The following is a 14,763-nucleotide window of genomic DNA, read 5'->3' on the forward strand; positions in this document are numbered from 1 at the left end:
TGAGCCACATGACTCGCATGAGCAAAATTAGCGGTAATAGCGGATACCAGTAGGCTGGGTTTTATAGCGCCGATGAAACCACATGTATTGGGTCGGGTCGATACGGATATAATTTTCTAATAGCTGATTGATGCGTTTGGCATCCGCTAATTCATCTTCGGTTGGGTAGTTGTCAATGACAGGCGAAAAGATAATGTGATAATGCGGTTTGCGACCCTTTGGCATCTCATCCGGGGTTTCCCGATAAAAATGCAACATCATCACGGCAGGCGGATTGGCTTTATTGCCCAGTTTTGCCATGCGACGTGGTGCAGTCAAAGTGGCAGCTGGCACCCCGAAAAAGTCTGCCATCACGCCTTGTTTAAGCCCAAAATCTTGGTCGGGGGTGATCCATATCACATGGTTGTCTTTGAGGTTTTTGGCAAAATGGCGCATATCGCGATGACTGATTTGGTCGTTATAAACCTTGGCGCGCGCGTTAAAAATAAACCAATCAAGCAGTGCATTGTTTTGCGGTCGATACACCACATCCAGTGGGGTAAACATGGTGGTCAGCCGTCCACCCAAATCGAGCAAAGTCGAATGGATACCGAGTAAAATCACCGCTTTACCTTGCGATTGGGCGTTTTTGACATGGTGCAGCCCAGATACAGTGACGCAGCGGGTAAATACATCAGGTCGATACCACGCGCACAGGCTTTCAAACACACCCACACCGGCATTGATAAAAATCTTCTCTGCCATCTCTAAACGCTCATCTTCACTGAGCTCTGGAAACGCCAATGACAGATTGGTCAAAGTATCGGCTCGGCGGCTCTTAATCAGTCCAAATAATAATTTTCCCAAAAAATGACCGATTTTAAATTGATAACGTAACGGCAAATAAATCAATGGCAAAATGAGCGCGACCCCAAGCCAAATCCCCCAATATTGCGGCAACAAAAACTGCCACTGAAAAGGCTTATGCGCTGTACGGTTATCTGATTGCAGTTTTTGCAACTCGCTCACCTTTGGCATGCCTTCAAGTGTTACGGTTGACTGATGCAGCAGATTGGCATCAACATTACTGGCACTATCATTACTGGCAGTATCAACCGAGGGCATTTTGGCTGCCGGGTCAAATATTTGAGGCTGATGATTTTGGGTCGGTTTCATAGGGTATGTTTCATAAAAAATACATAAAAAAATATATAAGAAAAGACATAAAAAATGCAAAAATAAATGCCGTAGCAGTGACTTGGATGATTAAGTTTGTAAAACTGGTCAAAAAATACGGGCTAAAATGTACAGGCTTTTAAGCTCATTGGGTCATTATACCAAACAACGACGCAGGCTAAAGCCAGTAAATTTGGTATATATTGGGTAACAGGCATTTATTCAATGACGACTAACCATCAATCCGTGTTACAATTTGCAAAATATTACAAAAAAGAAGCAATAATGCTTTAACGTAATTACATGTTGATTTAGTTCCATTTAACATACTTGCTTTTTAATATAGTTGCGTTTATCTCTACCCTAGGATGATCTTCATATAAAAAGGAGTTGACATGCAGACAAATTCCGCAATGACAAGTAACTCCCCCATGCTATCAAAGATAGTATGGTTACTTGTTGCAATTATTGGCGCAGTGGCATTAGGGACAATCGCCCTGCACCGCGGCGAAAGTATCAATGCAGTGTGGCTCGTCGCCGCTGCCGTGTGTTCGTATAGCATTGCTTATCGCTACTATAGTTTATTTATCGCCAAAAAAGTCTTTGAACTCAATCCGCGACGCGTGACACCCGCTCACCGCCTAAAAGATGGCTTAGATTATGTTCCTACCAATAAATACGTCTTATTTGGTCACCACTTTGCTGCGATTGCTGGGGCAGGTCCATTAGTCGGTCCTATCTTAGCGGCACAAATGGGTTATTTGCCTGGTACGCTATGGCTCATCATTGGTGTGGTATTCGCAGGTGCGGTACAAGATTTTACTGTGCTATTTTTGTCCACTCGCCGTGATGGTAAATCACTGGGTGAAATGGCAAAAGACGAGCTGGGTACTTTTACGGGTATTACGGTGATGCTCGGTGCACTCGGCGTGATGGTCATCATTCTTGCCGTACTGGCACTGGTAGTCGTCAAAGCATTGGCGCACAGTCCTTGGGGGCTATTTACCATCGCGGCAACGATTCCTATCGCGCTGCTAATGGGCGTCTATATGCGTTATTTGCGCCCAGGTAGAATCATGGAAGTATCTATCATCGGCTTTGTGTTGATGATGGCGGCGATTGTTTTTGGTGGCGATATTGCCAAAGACCCTGCGATGGCTGAATTGTTTACCCTGACAGGTACCCAGCTGACTTGGGCTTTGATGATTTATGGGGTGGTAGCCTCGGTATTGCCTGTGTGGCTGCTGCTTGCGCCGCGTGATTATTTATCAACTTTTTTAAAAATAGGGGTAATTGTAGGTTTGGCACTAGCGATTGTCTTTACCATGCCAGAGTTAAAAATGCCCGCGGTTACCAAATTTATCGATGGCACGGGTCCGGTATTTAAAGGCGGGTTATTTCCGTTCTTGTTTATTACCATTGCTTGTGGTGCTATCTCTGGTTTTCACGCATTGGTATCGAGTGGTACGACCCCAAAACTTGTGGACAATGAAGTAGATACTCGCGCCATTGGTTATGGTGCTATGCTCATGGAGTCGATGGTTGGTATCATGGCAATGATCTGTGCCACCATTCTTGACCCTGGTATGTATTTTGCGATTAATGCCCCAGCAGCGCTTCTTGGCACGACCCCAGAGACAGCGGCAGCCGCTATCCAAAAATTGGGATTTGTAATTACCCCCGATGCGCTTACGACACTAGCGCAGCAAGTGGGTGAAAGCTCTATTATCTCACGGACAGGCGGTGCACCGACCTTTGCCATTGGGATGGCGCATATCCTGTCGTCTATCTTTGGTAGTACCGCGATGATGGGGTTTTGGTATCACTTTGCGATTTTATTTGAAGCCTTGTTTATTTTGACGGCAGTCGATGCAGGGACGCGTGCTTGTCGTTTTATGGTACAAGATACCATCGGCATCGTGGTGCCATCGGTACGTGGCTCAACCAATCTTGGCGTGCATTTGCTTGCGACTTTGATTGCAGTCGCCGCTTGGGGCTTCTTCGTCTACCAAGGCGTCATTGATCCGCTTGGCGGTATTAACTCATTGTGGCCGCTGTTTGGCATCGGTAACCAAATTTTGGCAGCCATGGCATTAACCCTAGGTACCGCAGTTTTATTCAAAATGAAAAAACAAAAGTATGCTTGGGTCACTGTGGCACCCACGGTTTTCTTATTGATTACCTGTCTGACGGCGGGTTGGCAAAAAATCTTCCATGAAAACCCAGCGATTGGTTTCTTAGCACAAGCACAAAAATACAGTGCCGCGATTGCCAAAGGTGAAGTGTTAAAACCTGCCAAAACCTTGGATGAGATGCAGACCATCGTATTCTCAAACTATGTGGATGCCGTGCTTTGTGGCTTCTTTATGATTGTGCTGATTGTGATGATAGTTGGTACCATTCGCGCATTAACAAAAGCCTTGGCAAGTGATAAACCTACCGTGGTTGAAGGTGAGGCGATTTATGAAGATCCAAAACCATTAAATATTTCTGCACCGCATTAGTGAAAAACTACCAGAGATTGCACTTATATTGTGCAATCGCTTGGGTTTCACCAAAACCATGCTAGGCAGATAGAAGGAGAGTCACATGAGTAATAATGCATTAATCGCTAACTTGATTAAAATGACCTTAAAGGCGCAGAAGGAGGTAATTTTTAGCCCAAAAAATATGACCCGGCTAATTACGCTGGTCAAACGGATGCAACAAAGCTTTCGTTTGATGGTCGGTGTCCCTGATTATGCGACCTACGTCAGCCATATGCAGGAGCAGCATCCTGACCTAGAGCCGATGGATGAAAAGACCTTTTTTCGCTACTGCGTCGATGCGCGCTACCCGAGTAATGGCGGGAGCATGAAGCGATGTCCTTGCTAACGCTATAAATCGGTAAAAAACAGTCTAAAATTAGACTGTTTTTTTATTAAAAATTGAATTGTTAATTTTTGTAAATATTGGCAAGGATTGTCGGCAATAATGACCCAAGATTTATACACAATCGCCTTTGGCAGGGTTGGTCGCAGTGTGTGCAGGCTCGGATATCATGCACGCTTTAGGCGGTTTATTGTTTCATTTTTCATGATTGCAAGTTGGCAGTCACCCATGGGTTTAGATATTGCATTTAGATACTGCTTTGCGATAGTCAAAGCTTCGCCATCAGGTAAAATTTGCATATTTTAATTTTCGGGTTGGACTAAATTTAGATAAAGCTGATAATTTTCTGCATCAAAACAGACAAAGATAATGTCTTCAAATTCATGATTTTCGTTTTGCTTGATAAAATCTTTTACGGTGTTTACCGCAATTTGTGCGGCTTGTTGTTTTGGAAAACGATACACACCGGTTGAAATATTGGGAAAAGCAATGGTTTTAACGCCGTTTTGCTCAGCAAGTTTCAGCGACTCGGTGTAACAGCTTGCTAGTAGCGCTGACTCATTTGACTGTCCGCCATGCCAAACAGGTCCGACGGTGTGAATCACATATTTGGCGGGCAAATTCCCTGCAGGGGTAATCACGGCTTTGCCAGTAGGACAACCGCCTTGCTCATCATGAATCACTCGACAAGCCGCAAGTAGTGACGTGCCCGCTTTACGGTGAATAGCGCCATCAACCCCGCCACCACCGAGCAATGAATTGTTGGCAGCGTTGACAATCGCATCAACAGCTAAGGTCGTAATATCTTGTTGTACGACACGAATTTGCATGCTTGTACTCCTTATTATTTTTAACATTTTAAATGTTCGTTTCTATTGATGGTTTGTTTGGGTTATTTTTTTGTTTGCGAGTAGGATTCATCGGCCAATTTTTCTAATCGCTCTTTTTCTTTATTGAGTTCATGTTTTGCGGTGGTCATATCGCTATCGAATAAGCTTTCGAGTTCTTGAATCGCCGATTGTGCTGAGGCAATCATCTCTGCTTCATCTTGATAGATGGCGCGCTGGCGTTCAATCAATGCGTCATCATAATCGCGGAACATTTGCACGGTTTTTCGGGCGGTTTTTGGATCCATGCCCAATATTTCCAAGGTTTCGCGTGACATATCCAGCGAAGTTAGGTAAGTCTCTCGCCAAATATACTTAACACCCACATCGCGCAAACGATAATAATGCTCACGGTTTTTGGCACGTGCCAAGATGGTCAGATGCGGATAATTGCGTACGACATAAGCGGCGACCGTCTCAGATAGTTCAATATCACCAATCGCGATGATAAAAACCTTGGCGTTTTCCAGCCCTGCCGCCCGCAAAATTTCTGGGTTTTTGGGATTGCCGTAGTATACTTGGTTACCAAATTTGCGGACGAAATCGACTTGGTTGGCAGATTTTTCAATCGCAGTAAACTCAATATTGTGCATGCGTAGCACACGACCGATGATTTGCCCGACACGTCCAAATCCTGCAATCACCACCGCGTGCTCATGGTTGGGTATTTTGTCGTATTCTTTACTAGGCGTAGCGTTGGCAAATAGCGGATTGCCAAATTTTTCTAGTAATAAAAATGCCAGAGGCGTCATTGCCATTGAGACAGTCACCACAAGGTTTAGAATATTTTGTTGTTCACGGGTTAACAGATGCTGGGCGGTTGCTACGCTAAACAGTACAAACGCAAATTCCCCACCTTGCGCTAGCGTCACCCCAAGACGGATACTACTTTCGTTTTTGTTGCCCATGAGCCGCGCAATGATTGTCAGCACCACAAACTTAATGAGCATCAGCAATCCTGCCAAGCCAATGATGAGTAAGGGCTTGGCCACAATTAATTTGACGTTGATGAGCATACCAACTGACATAAAAAACAGCCCAAGCAGCAGCCCCTTAAAGGGCTCAATACTCGCCTGTAACTCGTGGCGGTATTCGGAGTCAGCCAGTAGCACACCGGTTAAAAATGCCCCAAGTGCCATTGACAAGCCTATATAATTCATCAATAGCGACACACTCAGTATGATAAACAACGCTGTGGCGGTGAGCAGCTCGGTGGCGTCACTAGACGCCACGAACTTAAAGAAAGGGCGTACCATAAACCGACTGACAAATATCAAGCCAGTAAAAACACTGATGACTTTGGCAAAATAAATCCAATCGTAATTTTGCTCTTGCGCGCCCGACAAAAATGGCAATGCCGCAAGTAAAGGAATAACTGCGATATCTTGAAATAATAAAATAGTAAAGGCTTGTTGACCATGCGTGGTGGCAAGCTGCTTTTTTTCACCCAATAACTGCAACACAAACGCCGTTGATGACAGCGCCAAGCCAAAACCGATGACAAAGCTATTTGATAGCCGAATATCTAAAAAATACCACGATAGCAGCATCAGCACCACACCGGTGACAATCACCTGCAGCCCGCCTAACACAAAAATCTGTTGCCGAAGTGCCCAAAGCCGAGAGGGCTGTAGCTCTAAACCAATAATAAATAATAACAGCACGACGCCAAATTCAGAAAAATGCAGCAAGTCATCGGGGTTGCTCGCAACTTTTAAAAAACTTGGACCCAGCAATAAGCCTGTAAACAAATAACCCAATACCGTGGCGATACCAAAACGCTTTGCAAGCGGTATCAAAATCACTGCCGCACCCAAAAAGATAGTTGCGTCAAGCATCATAGAACTATCAGCACTGGCAGCAAGCACAAACATACAAAACCTCAATTATTTTTAATTTTTGACAAAAATTTTCCAAATCCCGTTATCGGCAATGGCATTTTTATAGGCGTCATTGCGTTTTTTACGGGGAGTTTGCCGACTGTCCACCACTTTAAAGTCTGCTAATGTTTGAATGACCAAACCTGTGCGATAAAAACGAATCCTCTCAGGCTCTAGCAATTCACCTTTGCGATTGCGACAAAACACATAAGCACGTAAATCAATAAATTCACGATGCGCTACCAGCCGCACGTCTTTGCCTTTGGCTAGGGCATTTTCCATTGCTATCAACTGGGCATCCTCATACGGACCGCATTTTTCAACCAGTGCACCCACCGAGCCAAAATTTTTGGATTCCTTGGCTTTGGTACGGGTCAAATGTAGTTTTTGCACATGATAAATAAACTGCGGTATCTCAAGGCTTGCGGGTAATGGCAGATAATCAGGCGGCAATCCTGCTGAAGGGTAAAAGCCTTTGGCACGGTCAATCAAAGCTTGCCAGGTTTGCTCATAGCTTTGCACCTCTGCCAAATTGCCTGCATAAATAGGCAAGTCTTGAATTTGGGTGAGATAGGGCGGCGGAAAAAAATTATCCCGAAACTGGGCAATATCGGCTTGCAAGGTCGATAGCAATAATTTGACCTGTTTTTTATGCGCCTTTTCATCAACCAGCAATGCTGAGGGGTTGCCATTATCTGAGTTGTCTGAGCCATCAGATTGGGTGAGATGCAAGTTGGGTGCCACGAAAGGTGCAGAACGGTGTGTCATACGCGTTTAACCGAAGTAAGCTAATGATTTTTATGTAGATTTAATAGAAAATTAAATAGATATTTAATACAGATGTTTAATTGTCTGGCAAGCGTTTAGCAAACAAGGCTTGTCACAGCAGGGTGCTGATTCATCCTAACATATTTAGCCTAAGTAATGCGCACAATTAAGCAATTAATCGTAAGAAAAATTAAGCAAGCAAACAAACAGCAAACACCACAAAACAAAAACTAAAAATGCTCAGCGGCAACATCGACTTTTTGCACTTCGGGTCAAAAAGTCGGTTAGTGTGCGTGCGCATGGACAGGGGGTTTGCTGGTAATACCACAATTAAACTGCGCGGAGTGCGCATGCAAATCACTTTCAAATTGCAGTGTACTGTGCCCAATGCCTAAATGCTGTAACTCGTGTTGTAAGTCTGATAATAGCGCATCAGTTTGCTGCAGGGTAAGCGAGCTTGGGACGATGATATGACAAGATAAGCTATGTAAGCCGCTGGTAATCGTCCAGATATGTAGGTCATGAACCGATAACACGTTTGGGTGGGCAGAGAGGGTTTGGATAATAACGCTTTGGTCAATATCATTGGGCGCGCCTTCCATTAAGATATGGGCGGCATTTTTAACAACAGCATAACCACTGCGAACAATCAGTAGCGCCACCAAAATACTCACTGCCGCATCCGCCCACACCCAGCCAAACAGCATAATCACAATAGCAGCAATAATCGCAGCCACCGAGCCTAGCAAGTCACTTAATACATGTAAATAAGCGCTTTTCATATTTAGATTATCAGTATCACCACCGTGCATCAGTTTGACCACCACCAAATTGACGATAAGTCCAATAGTACTGATAACTAGCATACCCGTAGTGGCGATTTGTGGCGGCTGCTGAAAACGCAGCACCGCTTCATAGATAATACCTGCACTGATAATCAGTAGCGTCAGACCATTGATGAGCGCAATCAAAATCTCAAAACGGCGATAGCCAAAAGTTTTATGGGAGGTAGCAGATTTTTTACCGATGATAAACGCAAACAAAGTCATGGCAAGTGACACCGCATCACTAAACATATGACCTGCATCTGATAACAACGCCAAACTGCCGGTAATATAACCGCCGATGACTTCAACAATCATATAGCTTGCAATGATGGCAAACGCTATGGTGATGATACGCTGATTATCGGTATGGCTGTGACTGTGACTGTGACTGGGGCTGTGGTCAGCATCCTCATGGCGGTGATTGTTGCCATGACCATGCGCATTAGGGTGCACATCAGTAGGCTGCTTTGAATCTTGAAGCGGTTTTGGGGTCATTGTTATGTCCTTATGGTGATGATTGTTGCCATGACTATGCGCATTAGGGTGCACATCAGTAGGCTGCTTTGAATCTTGAAGCGGTTTTGGGGTCATTGTTATTTACTTACCCTAATCAATGGCAAAAATTAGCTAAATTGTAGCCCAATCAGCGAGTTGAAAAAAGCCCATTTAAACATCAGCGTGAAATAAGCGGTTTAGCAAAAGCAATGGTTTTGCAAGTCAGGTTAAGACCAGCTCATCGGATCAATGTCAATCGATAGTCTGGCATACTTTGCCGATGGCAACGCAATTGTCTGTCGCCACCAGTCCGACAATAGCTGCTGGCGAACGTGGCGTGTTTTGGTCAAAATCAATAAATGCGAGTGATAGCGACTGTTTTTCTTTGCCATCGGCGCATCCACCGGGCCATTAATGGCAATACCCAAGGCTGTCATGTGCTGGCGTGAGGGCAATAGCGCAATCGCTTGATGCAAAATTTGCTGATTGTTTTCTAACGATTTGCTTTCCACCCGTACTAAACAAGCGTAAGTAAATGGCGGTAATCCCAACATGCGCCGCTCAACCAATAATTGCTGGGCGAAATTCAGATATCCTTCACGTACCAAAGTCAGTAACGCAGGATTTTCAGGTTGCAGGGTTTGTATCAGTACCAAACCTGCTTTATCGGCACGACCCGCACGACCCGCCACTTGGATAATCAGCTGGGCAGTATGCTCAGGCGAACGAAAATCTGAGGATAAAAAACCGCGGTCAGCATTGGGGATTGCCACCAAGGTCACATTGGGGAAATGATGCCCTTTTGCCACCATTTGCGTACCCACCAAAATGGCTTTGGGATTGTCAGCAATACGCTGATACACTTGCTCCCAACTGTTTTTTTTACGCGTGGTATCGCGGTCAATTTGAATCACAGGCACATCGGGGAAAAGCTCAGTTAATCCTTCAACCATCCGCGCCGTACCCATGCCCACAGGGTCAAGATTGCTACTACCACAGCTGGGGCAATGGTTCGGGATGGCTTGCTGCCAATCGCAGTGGTGGCATTTTAGCATTGCCACTGGCTGAAAATGCACTGTCAAATGCGCATCACAGCGCGGGCAGTCTGCTTGCCAACCGCAAGCATCACACAATAAGATGGGCGCGTAGCCACGACGGTTTAAAAATACCAATACTTGCTCATCTTTATCCAACGTTTGCCGAATGGCTTGAATTAAGCTTTGCGCCAAACCGTGTTGCCATGCCTGTTGGCGCGCATCAATCAGCTGCATGATGGCAGGTTTGGCATCGCCTGCACGCTGGGTCAAAGTAAGCTCGGTAAGTTTACCTTGTTGTACCAAATACAGGCTTTCAAGCGATGGCGTCGCGGTGCCCAAAATCACCGGACAATTAAGCTGAAACCCACGATAGAGCGCCACGTCACTGGCGTGATAGCGCAGTGAGTCTTGCTGTTTGTAAGATTGGTCATGCGACTCATCGACAATAATCAGCCCTAAATTGGCAAATGGGTATAACACTGATGAACGGGTACCGATAATAATTTGCGCATAGCCCAGTCGGCATTGTTGCCAGCCATCAAGCCGCACGGTGTCATTAAGTCCCGAATGTAACATCAATACTTGGGCGTCAAATCGTTCGGCAAATCGCTGTCTGGTCTGTGGGGTCAGCCCAATTTCTGGCACTAAGATAAGCACTTGTTTGCCTTGCGCCAGCACCGTTTGCATCACCTGCAAATACACTTCGGTCTTGCCACTTCCGGTAATCCCATTGAGCAAAAAACCTTCATAGTGGGGCTGCTGGCAGGCGCGGGTGATTTTTTGCACCGCTTGTTGTTGCTGCAAATTTAAGGTGAGCGGTGTGGTGGCAAGCTTAGCAAGCTTGGGTAAAGATGGCATTTGATAAACAGGCGCAATCAGACCTTTTTGCTCAAATTTTTTTAAATAAGCGGGCTCGACACCGTTGTCTACCAGCGCAAACTCACTTACAAGTTTTGTGGCATTGCCATGCGAATTGCGATGTGAATTGCCATGCGAGTTGATGACCAGTTCACATAAAGCAAATTGTTGGCGTTGCTTTTTTGCACTGGCAGAAAAATCCTCGTCAGTGGCATCACGTAGTTGTCGCCAACATAATTGTCGGTAGTCAAGCGTCATCCCTTGACGAATCAAAGTCGGCAGCATGACAGCGAACACATCGCCAAGCGGATAGCAGTAATAAGCAGACAGCCAATAAGCGAGTTTTAGCAACGCCTCATCGACAATCGGCCGCTCATCAAGTATGTCCAATACAGGTTTAATGGCATTTTGCGTAAGCTGACTGTGCTCAATATGCGCCACCACAATGCCGACCAATTTGCGCGCACCAAACGGTACTCGGACGCGGCAGCCAATCGCGGGCAACGCATCGCCCACAACGCGATAATCGAACACCGAATCAATGGGCACAGGTAAGGCAACTTGGATTAGCAAAACACACCTTTAAAAATTGTTGTAGGGTTGGATTATAGCCCAATTCTATACGTTAAACTGTTGTGAGATGGACAAAAATTTGACATAAAAAAAGGCAAGTCTGGTAACTCACCTTCCATTTGAGCGGGTTAACATTATAAAACCAAAATCAATCTAAAACCAAAATCGCTTCAATTTCGACTACTGCACCTTTTGGCAAGGCGGCCACTTGCACCGCCGCACGGGCAGGGTAAGGCGCAGTTAGGCGCGCCGCAAAAATCTCATTTAAGGCAGTAAAATCTGCCAAATCGGTAAGGGAGACATTAAATTTCACCACATTGGCAAGCGAGCCGCCTGCAGCTTGGCAGATAGCATCGATGTTTGACATGACTTGGTTGGCCTGCGCCACAAAGCCATCGGCTAGGGTCATGGTGTTTGGGTCGAGTCCGATTTGACCTGAAATATAGACAGTCTTATCAACTTTCACGGCTTGTGAATAAGTGCCGACCGCAGCAGGCGCATTGTCAGTATGAATGATGTCACGGCTCATATTATTTCCTATTACAGTATGATGGGTTTATAAAATATCTTTATTTTTTGGCGCAGACGTGTTCTGGCTCTGAGAAAGTAGCACTTCGTCATTCCATTGATACAGCCTTACAATATTGGGGTAGCCCAAGAAGGTGCGTAGGCGCTGGATTAAGCTTGCAATCTGGTCACGGCTTTGCACCACCACAAACAGCAAGGTATAGCCATTACGCTGTTCGATATATTCAAAACCTGCTTGAGTGTCACGCACGATAAAGATTAAATCGCTGATTTGCTCATCGGTCAGGTTTTGATTAATTTTTAGCGCAGCATCAAAATAAATACGCTTCGATACTTCATCCTCACTGTTAGACACTCGCCAATGTAGCGGAATCACTTGGTATTCATTGACACGGCGAATTTCATCAATTGAAAAACATTTATGTCGATGCACCACCAAGCCATTTTTTGAAATATGCCCGACAATCGGGTCGCCATACACAGGATGACAACAGCTGGAAAAATTCATCTCCATGTTGGCTGCATCCGCAATCAAGCTTTGTGGTTGGTTAGCGGCATGGGCGCTGGCTTGGTTTTTGGCAAGCTGCTCTTGGGTCAATAAGCGCGAAACGGCAATTTGCGGCAGCAATTTACCTGTGGTAAACTCGGTAAAGAACGCACTTTTATCCTGTAAGCCACGCCAATCAAGTAGCAATTGCCATTGTTCATCGCTCAAATCAGCGAGTGAAAGATTTTGCGTTTTAAGCGCGCGCTCAAAGGCAGTTTTACCTTCGTGCTCTTTTTGCTCAGGATTTAAGCCTTTTAACCATTCAAATAACGCACGCCGCGCTTTATTGGTTGCCACAAAACCCAGCCACTCGGCTTTTGGAATCGCATTGGGGTCGGTATGAATTTTGACCCTATTGCCAGTTTTCAAAATCGTACCCAGTTTGGCTTCTACGCCATTGATTTCAGCGCCCGTTGCACGGTTACCGATATGGGTGCTGATAGTATAAGCAAAGTCAAGCGCTGTGGAGCCGCGCGGCAACTCATAGGCATCACCGTTTGGGGTATAGCAAATAATTTTACGTTCGTGAAGATAGCCAATCAGTTTATCGACCACCGTCACCGCATCAGATGGCTGCTCTTCGATATCGCTTTGATTGTCGGCAATCAAGTTTTGCAGATTGCGTAGAGAAGCCTGAATCACTGACTGGCTAAGAGGCGATGCTGCTTCACCCATCAAAATCCCTAAACGGGTGGTTTTGAGCATGGTTTTAGTCAGAATGACCACTTTGATGGTATCATGGCCGTTTTTATAGGTAATGGTCAGTGATTGGTTGCCCCCCGCACGCGGATGGCGGATATTGTCTTCGATACACTCAGGCGCAATTTGGTATTTATTGATAAAATACTTGGCGATTTGGTCGCAGTCTTCCACTTTATCCATGACCAGCATAAATTCATAATGCCACAGCAAATCGGTGATTTCGCCGCGGTTTTTAAAGAACTGGCGAAACAAAGTCACGCGATTATCGACATCTTTGACATAACCTTTAACATCCAGTCGGCTCAAAACGATATTTAAATAGTTATGAATAGCTTCTTGTTGAAAGGTGCGCCCCAAACCATGCTGCATAAGCTTATCGGATAACTTGTTATACATAGGCGCATTTAGGCTGCGATAACATAAAATCTCGATATAGTCGGCTAAATCATTAAGCCCAAGCGTACGAGCAAACGGCACATAAAAATCCAACGTTTCTTGTGCGGTTGCCTGTTGTTTTTTTTCAGGCACAGCTTCAATGGTGGTCATATTGTGCAAGCGGTCAGCCAATTTGACAATCAACACGCGCGGGTCTTCTAGCGTTGCGGTAATAATGCGGTAAAAAGTCGCGGCTTTATTGATGTGTTTTTCATTGGAGGATTTTAATTTGGTGACACCATTGACGATTTGCGCAACTGCCTTGCCAAACTCTCGGGTCAAATCTTCTTCAGTGGTAGGCGTATCTTCCACGGTATCATGCAAAATCGCCGCCACAATGGTATCGACATCCATGCGAAAACTACCCAAAATCTCCGCTACCGCCATAGGGTGGGTGATATAAGGCTCGCCAGATTTGCGTTTATCTTTGATATGGGCTTGGTCGCCAAAGGCACAGGCTTTGAGAACAATTTGCTGTTCGTCATCATCCAAATAATCCAATACACGCATTAGGTCAAACTGTGCAATATCCACATCAGGATGGCTTAATTTTGGTAAAGTTGATATATTCAAAAATGTGCCCTCAACGTACGATCGATAGGTTTAAACTGCTAAAAAATTCATATTGTCCTGGTCAGCAGTTAACTCTATCATAAAAAACGGTTGGATAAAAATAGCTGGTATCAAACCAGCTAAAGTTAGCAAAAACGTATTATAAAGATATCTTAATTATTCGCAAAATTACTGCGAATTGTCAAGCTAAGTTACATATAATTCCACGTTTCATTCCACGTTTAATTCAACTAAAAAGTCACCTAAAAAAGGTGACTTTTTATAAAATAATAGTCGCTAACTAGTAACAGTGGCTTAAGCTACCATTAGAATCCATGACCACTTGAAATGCTCAAATCAACATGGTGAAATTTGTTAGGCAATTCGCGCTCAGGTTGATTTAAAATCTCTTTAGTCACAAGGCCCTCAGCGATTTCGCGCAGGGCAAGTACGGTTGGTTTATCATTTTCACGCTCAACCATAGGTTCTGATACACCGCGTGCGATTTGGCGCGCACGTTTACTGGCAATAAGAATCAAATCAAAACGGTTGTGGATATTTTCTAGACAATCTTCTACAGTGACACGTGCCATGACTATGGTTATCCTATTCAAAACTAAAAAAGTAATTGATTATTTTAACAAAATT

Annotated in this window: 11 protein-coding genes; 2 read left to right on the top strand and 9 right to left on the bottom strand. The window is 44.8% G+C overall.

Annotated features, from left to right (window positions below):
- Positions 1-27: 27 nt before the first annotated feature.
- Positions 28-1,017 (bottom strand): LpxL/LpxP family acyltransferase, encoded by a 990-nt coding sequence (locus AXE82_RS10120; protein ID WP_062334955.1) that lies wholly within the window; start codon positions 1,015-1,017, stop codon positions 28-30.
- 551 nt (positions 1,018-1,568) lie between these two features.
- Between AXE82_RS10120 and AXE82_RS10125 the strand changes: the two genes are divergently transcribed.
- Both AXE82_RS10125 and AXE82_RS10130 read left to right on the top strand, forming a co-directional pair.
- Positions 1,569-3,659 carry a carbon starvation CstA family protein gene (locus AXE82_RS10125; protein WP_406946765.1) on the top strand — a complete coding sequence of 697 codons (2,091 nt, stop codon included), beginning with the start codon at positions 1,569-1,571 and terminating at the stop codon, positions 3,657-3,659.
- An 85-nt stretch (positions 3,660-3,744) separates the two neighbouring features.
- Positions 3,745-4,029, top strand: a complete 285-nt coding sequence (locus AXE82_RS10130; protein WP_036598588.1) for a YbdD/YjiX family protein — start codon at positions 3,745-3,747, stop codon at positions 4,027-4,029.
- Positions 4,030-4,328: 299 nt separating this feature from the next.
- Here the strand turns inward: AXE82_RS10130 and AXE82_RS10135 are convergent, their stop codons facing one another.
- From AXE82_RS10135 to rpoZ, 8 genes are all read right to left on the bottom strand, one after another.
- Complete coding sequence (locus tag AXE82_RS10135; protein WP_100269684.1) at positions 4,329-4,856, bottom strand: O-acetyl-ADP-ribose deacetylase; 528 nt, start codon at positions 4,854-4,856, stop codon at positions 4,329-4,331.
- Between the two features lie 62 nt (positions 4,857-4,918).
- The gene (locus tag AXE82_RS10140; protein WP_062334353.1) at positions 4,919-6,787 is read right to left on the bottom strand and encodes a monovalent cation:proton antiporter-2 (CPA2) family protein; all 1,869 of its coding nucleotides are present in this window, start codon (positions 6,785-6,787) and stop codon (positions 4,919-4,921) included.
- Between the two features lie 18 nt (positions 6,788-6,805).
- Entirely contained in the window at positions 6,806-7,561 is a 756-nt protein-coding gene (locus AXE82_RS10145; RefSeq protein WP_100269686.1) for a hypothetical protein, read from the bottom strand.
- 284 nt (positions 7,562-7,845) lie between these two features.
- The gene (locus AXE82_RS10150) at positions 7,846-8,979 is read right to left on the bottom strand and encodes a cation diffusion facilitator family transporter (RefSeq protein ID WP_228140535.1); all 1,134 of its coding nucleotides are present in this window, start codon (positions 8,977-8,979) and stop codon (positions 7,846-7,848) included.
- A 131-nt stretch (positions 8,980-9,110) separates the two neighbouring features.
- On the bottom strand, positions 9,111-11,351 hold the full coding sequence (locus tag AXE82_RS10155) for a primosomal protein N' (protein ID WP_062334355.1): 2,241 nt from the start codon (positions 11,349-11,351) through the stop codon (positions 9,111-9,113).
- 148 nt (positions 11,352-11,499) lie between these two features.
- On the bottom strand, positions 11,500-11,880 hold the full coding sequence (locus AXE82_RS10160) for a Rid family detoxifying hydrolase (RefSeq protein ID WP_062334358.1): 381 nt from the start codon (positions 11,878-11,880) through the stop codon (positions 11,500-11,502).
- A 27-nt stretch (positions 11,881-11,907) separates the two neighbouring features.
- A complete protein-coding gene (locus tag AXE82_RS10165) occupies positions 11,908-14,073 on the bottom strand; it encodes an HD domain-containing protein (RefSeq protein ID WP_167541449.1) in 2,166 nt (721 codons plus the stop codon).
- A gap of 368 nt (positions 14,074-14,441) precedes the next feature.
- Positions 14,442-14,708 carry a DNA-directed RNA polymerase subunit omega gene (gene rpoZ, locus AXE82_RS10170; protein WP_007116517.1) on the bottom strand — a complete coding sequence of 89 codons (267 nt, stop codon included), beginning with the start codon at positions 14,706-14,708 and terminating at the stop codon, positions 14,442-14,444.
- Positions 14,709-14,763 lie beyond the last annotated feature (55 nt).

It is taken from the genome of Moraxella osloensis (assembly GCF_001553955.1).
GTDB lineage: Bacteria > Pseudomonadota > Gammaproteobacteria > Pseudomonadales > Moraxellaceae > Faucicola > Faucicola osloensis.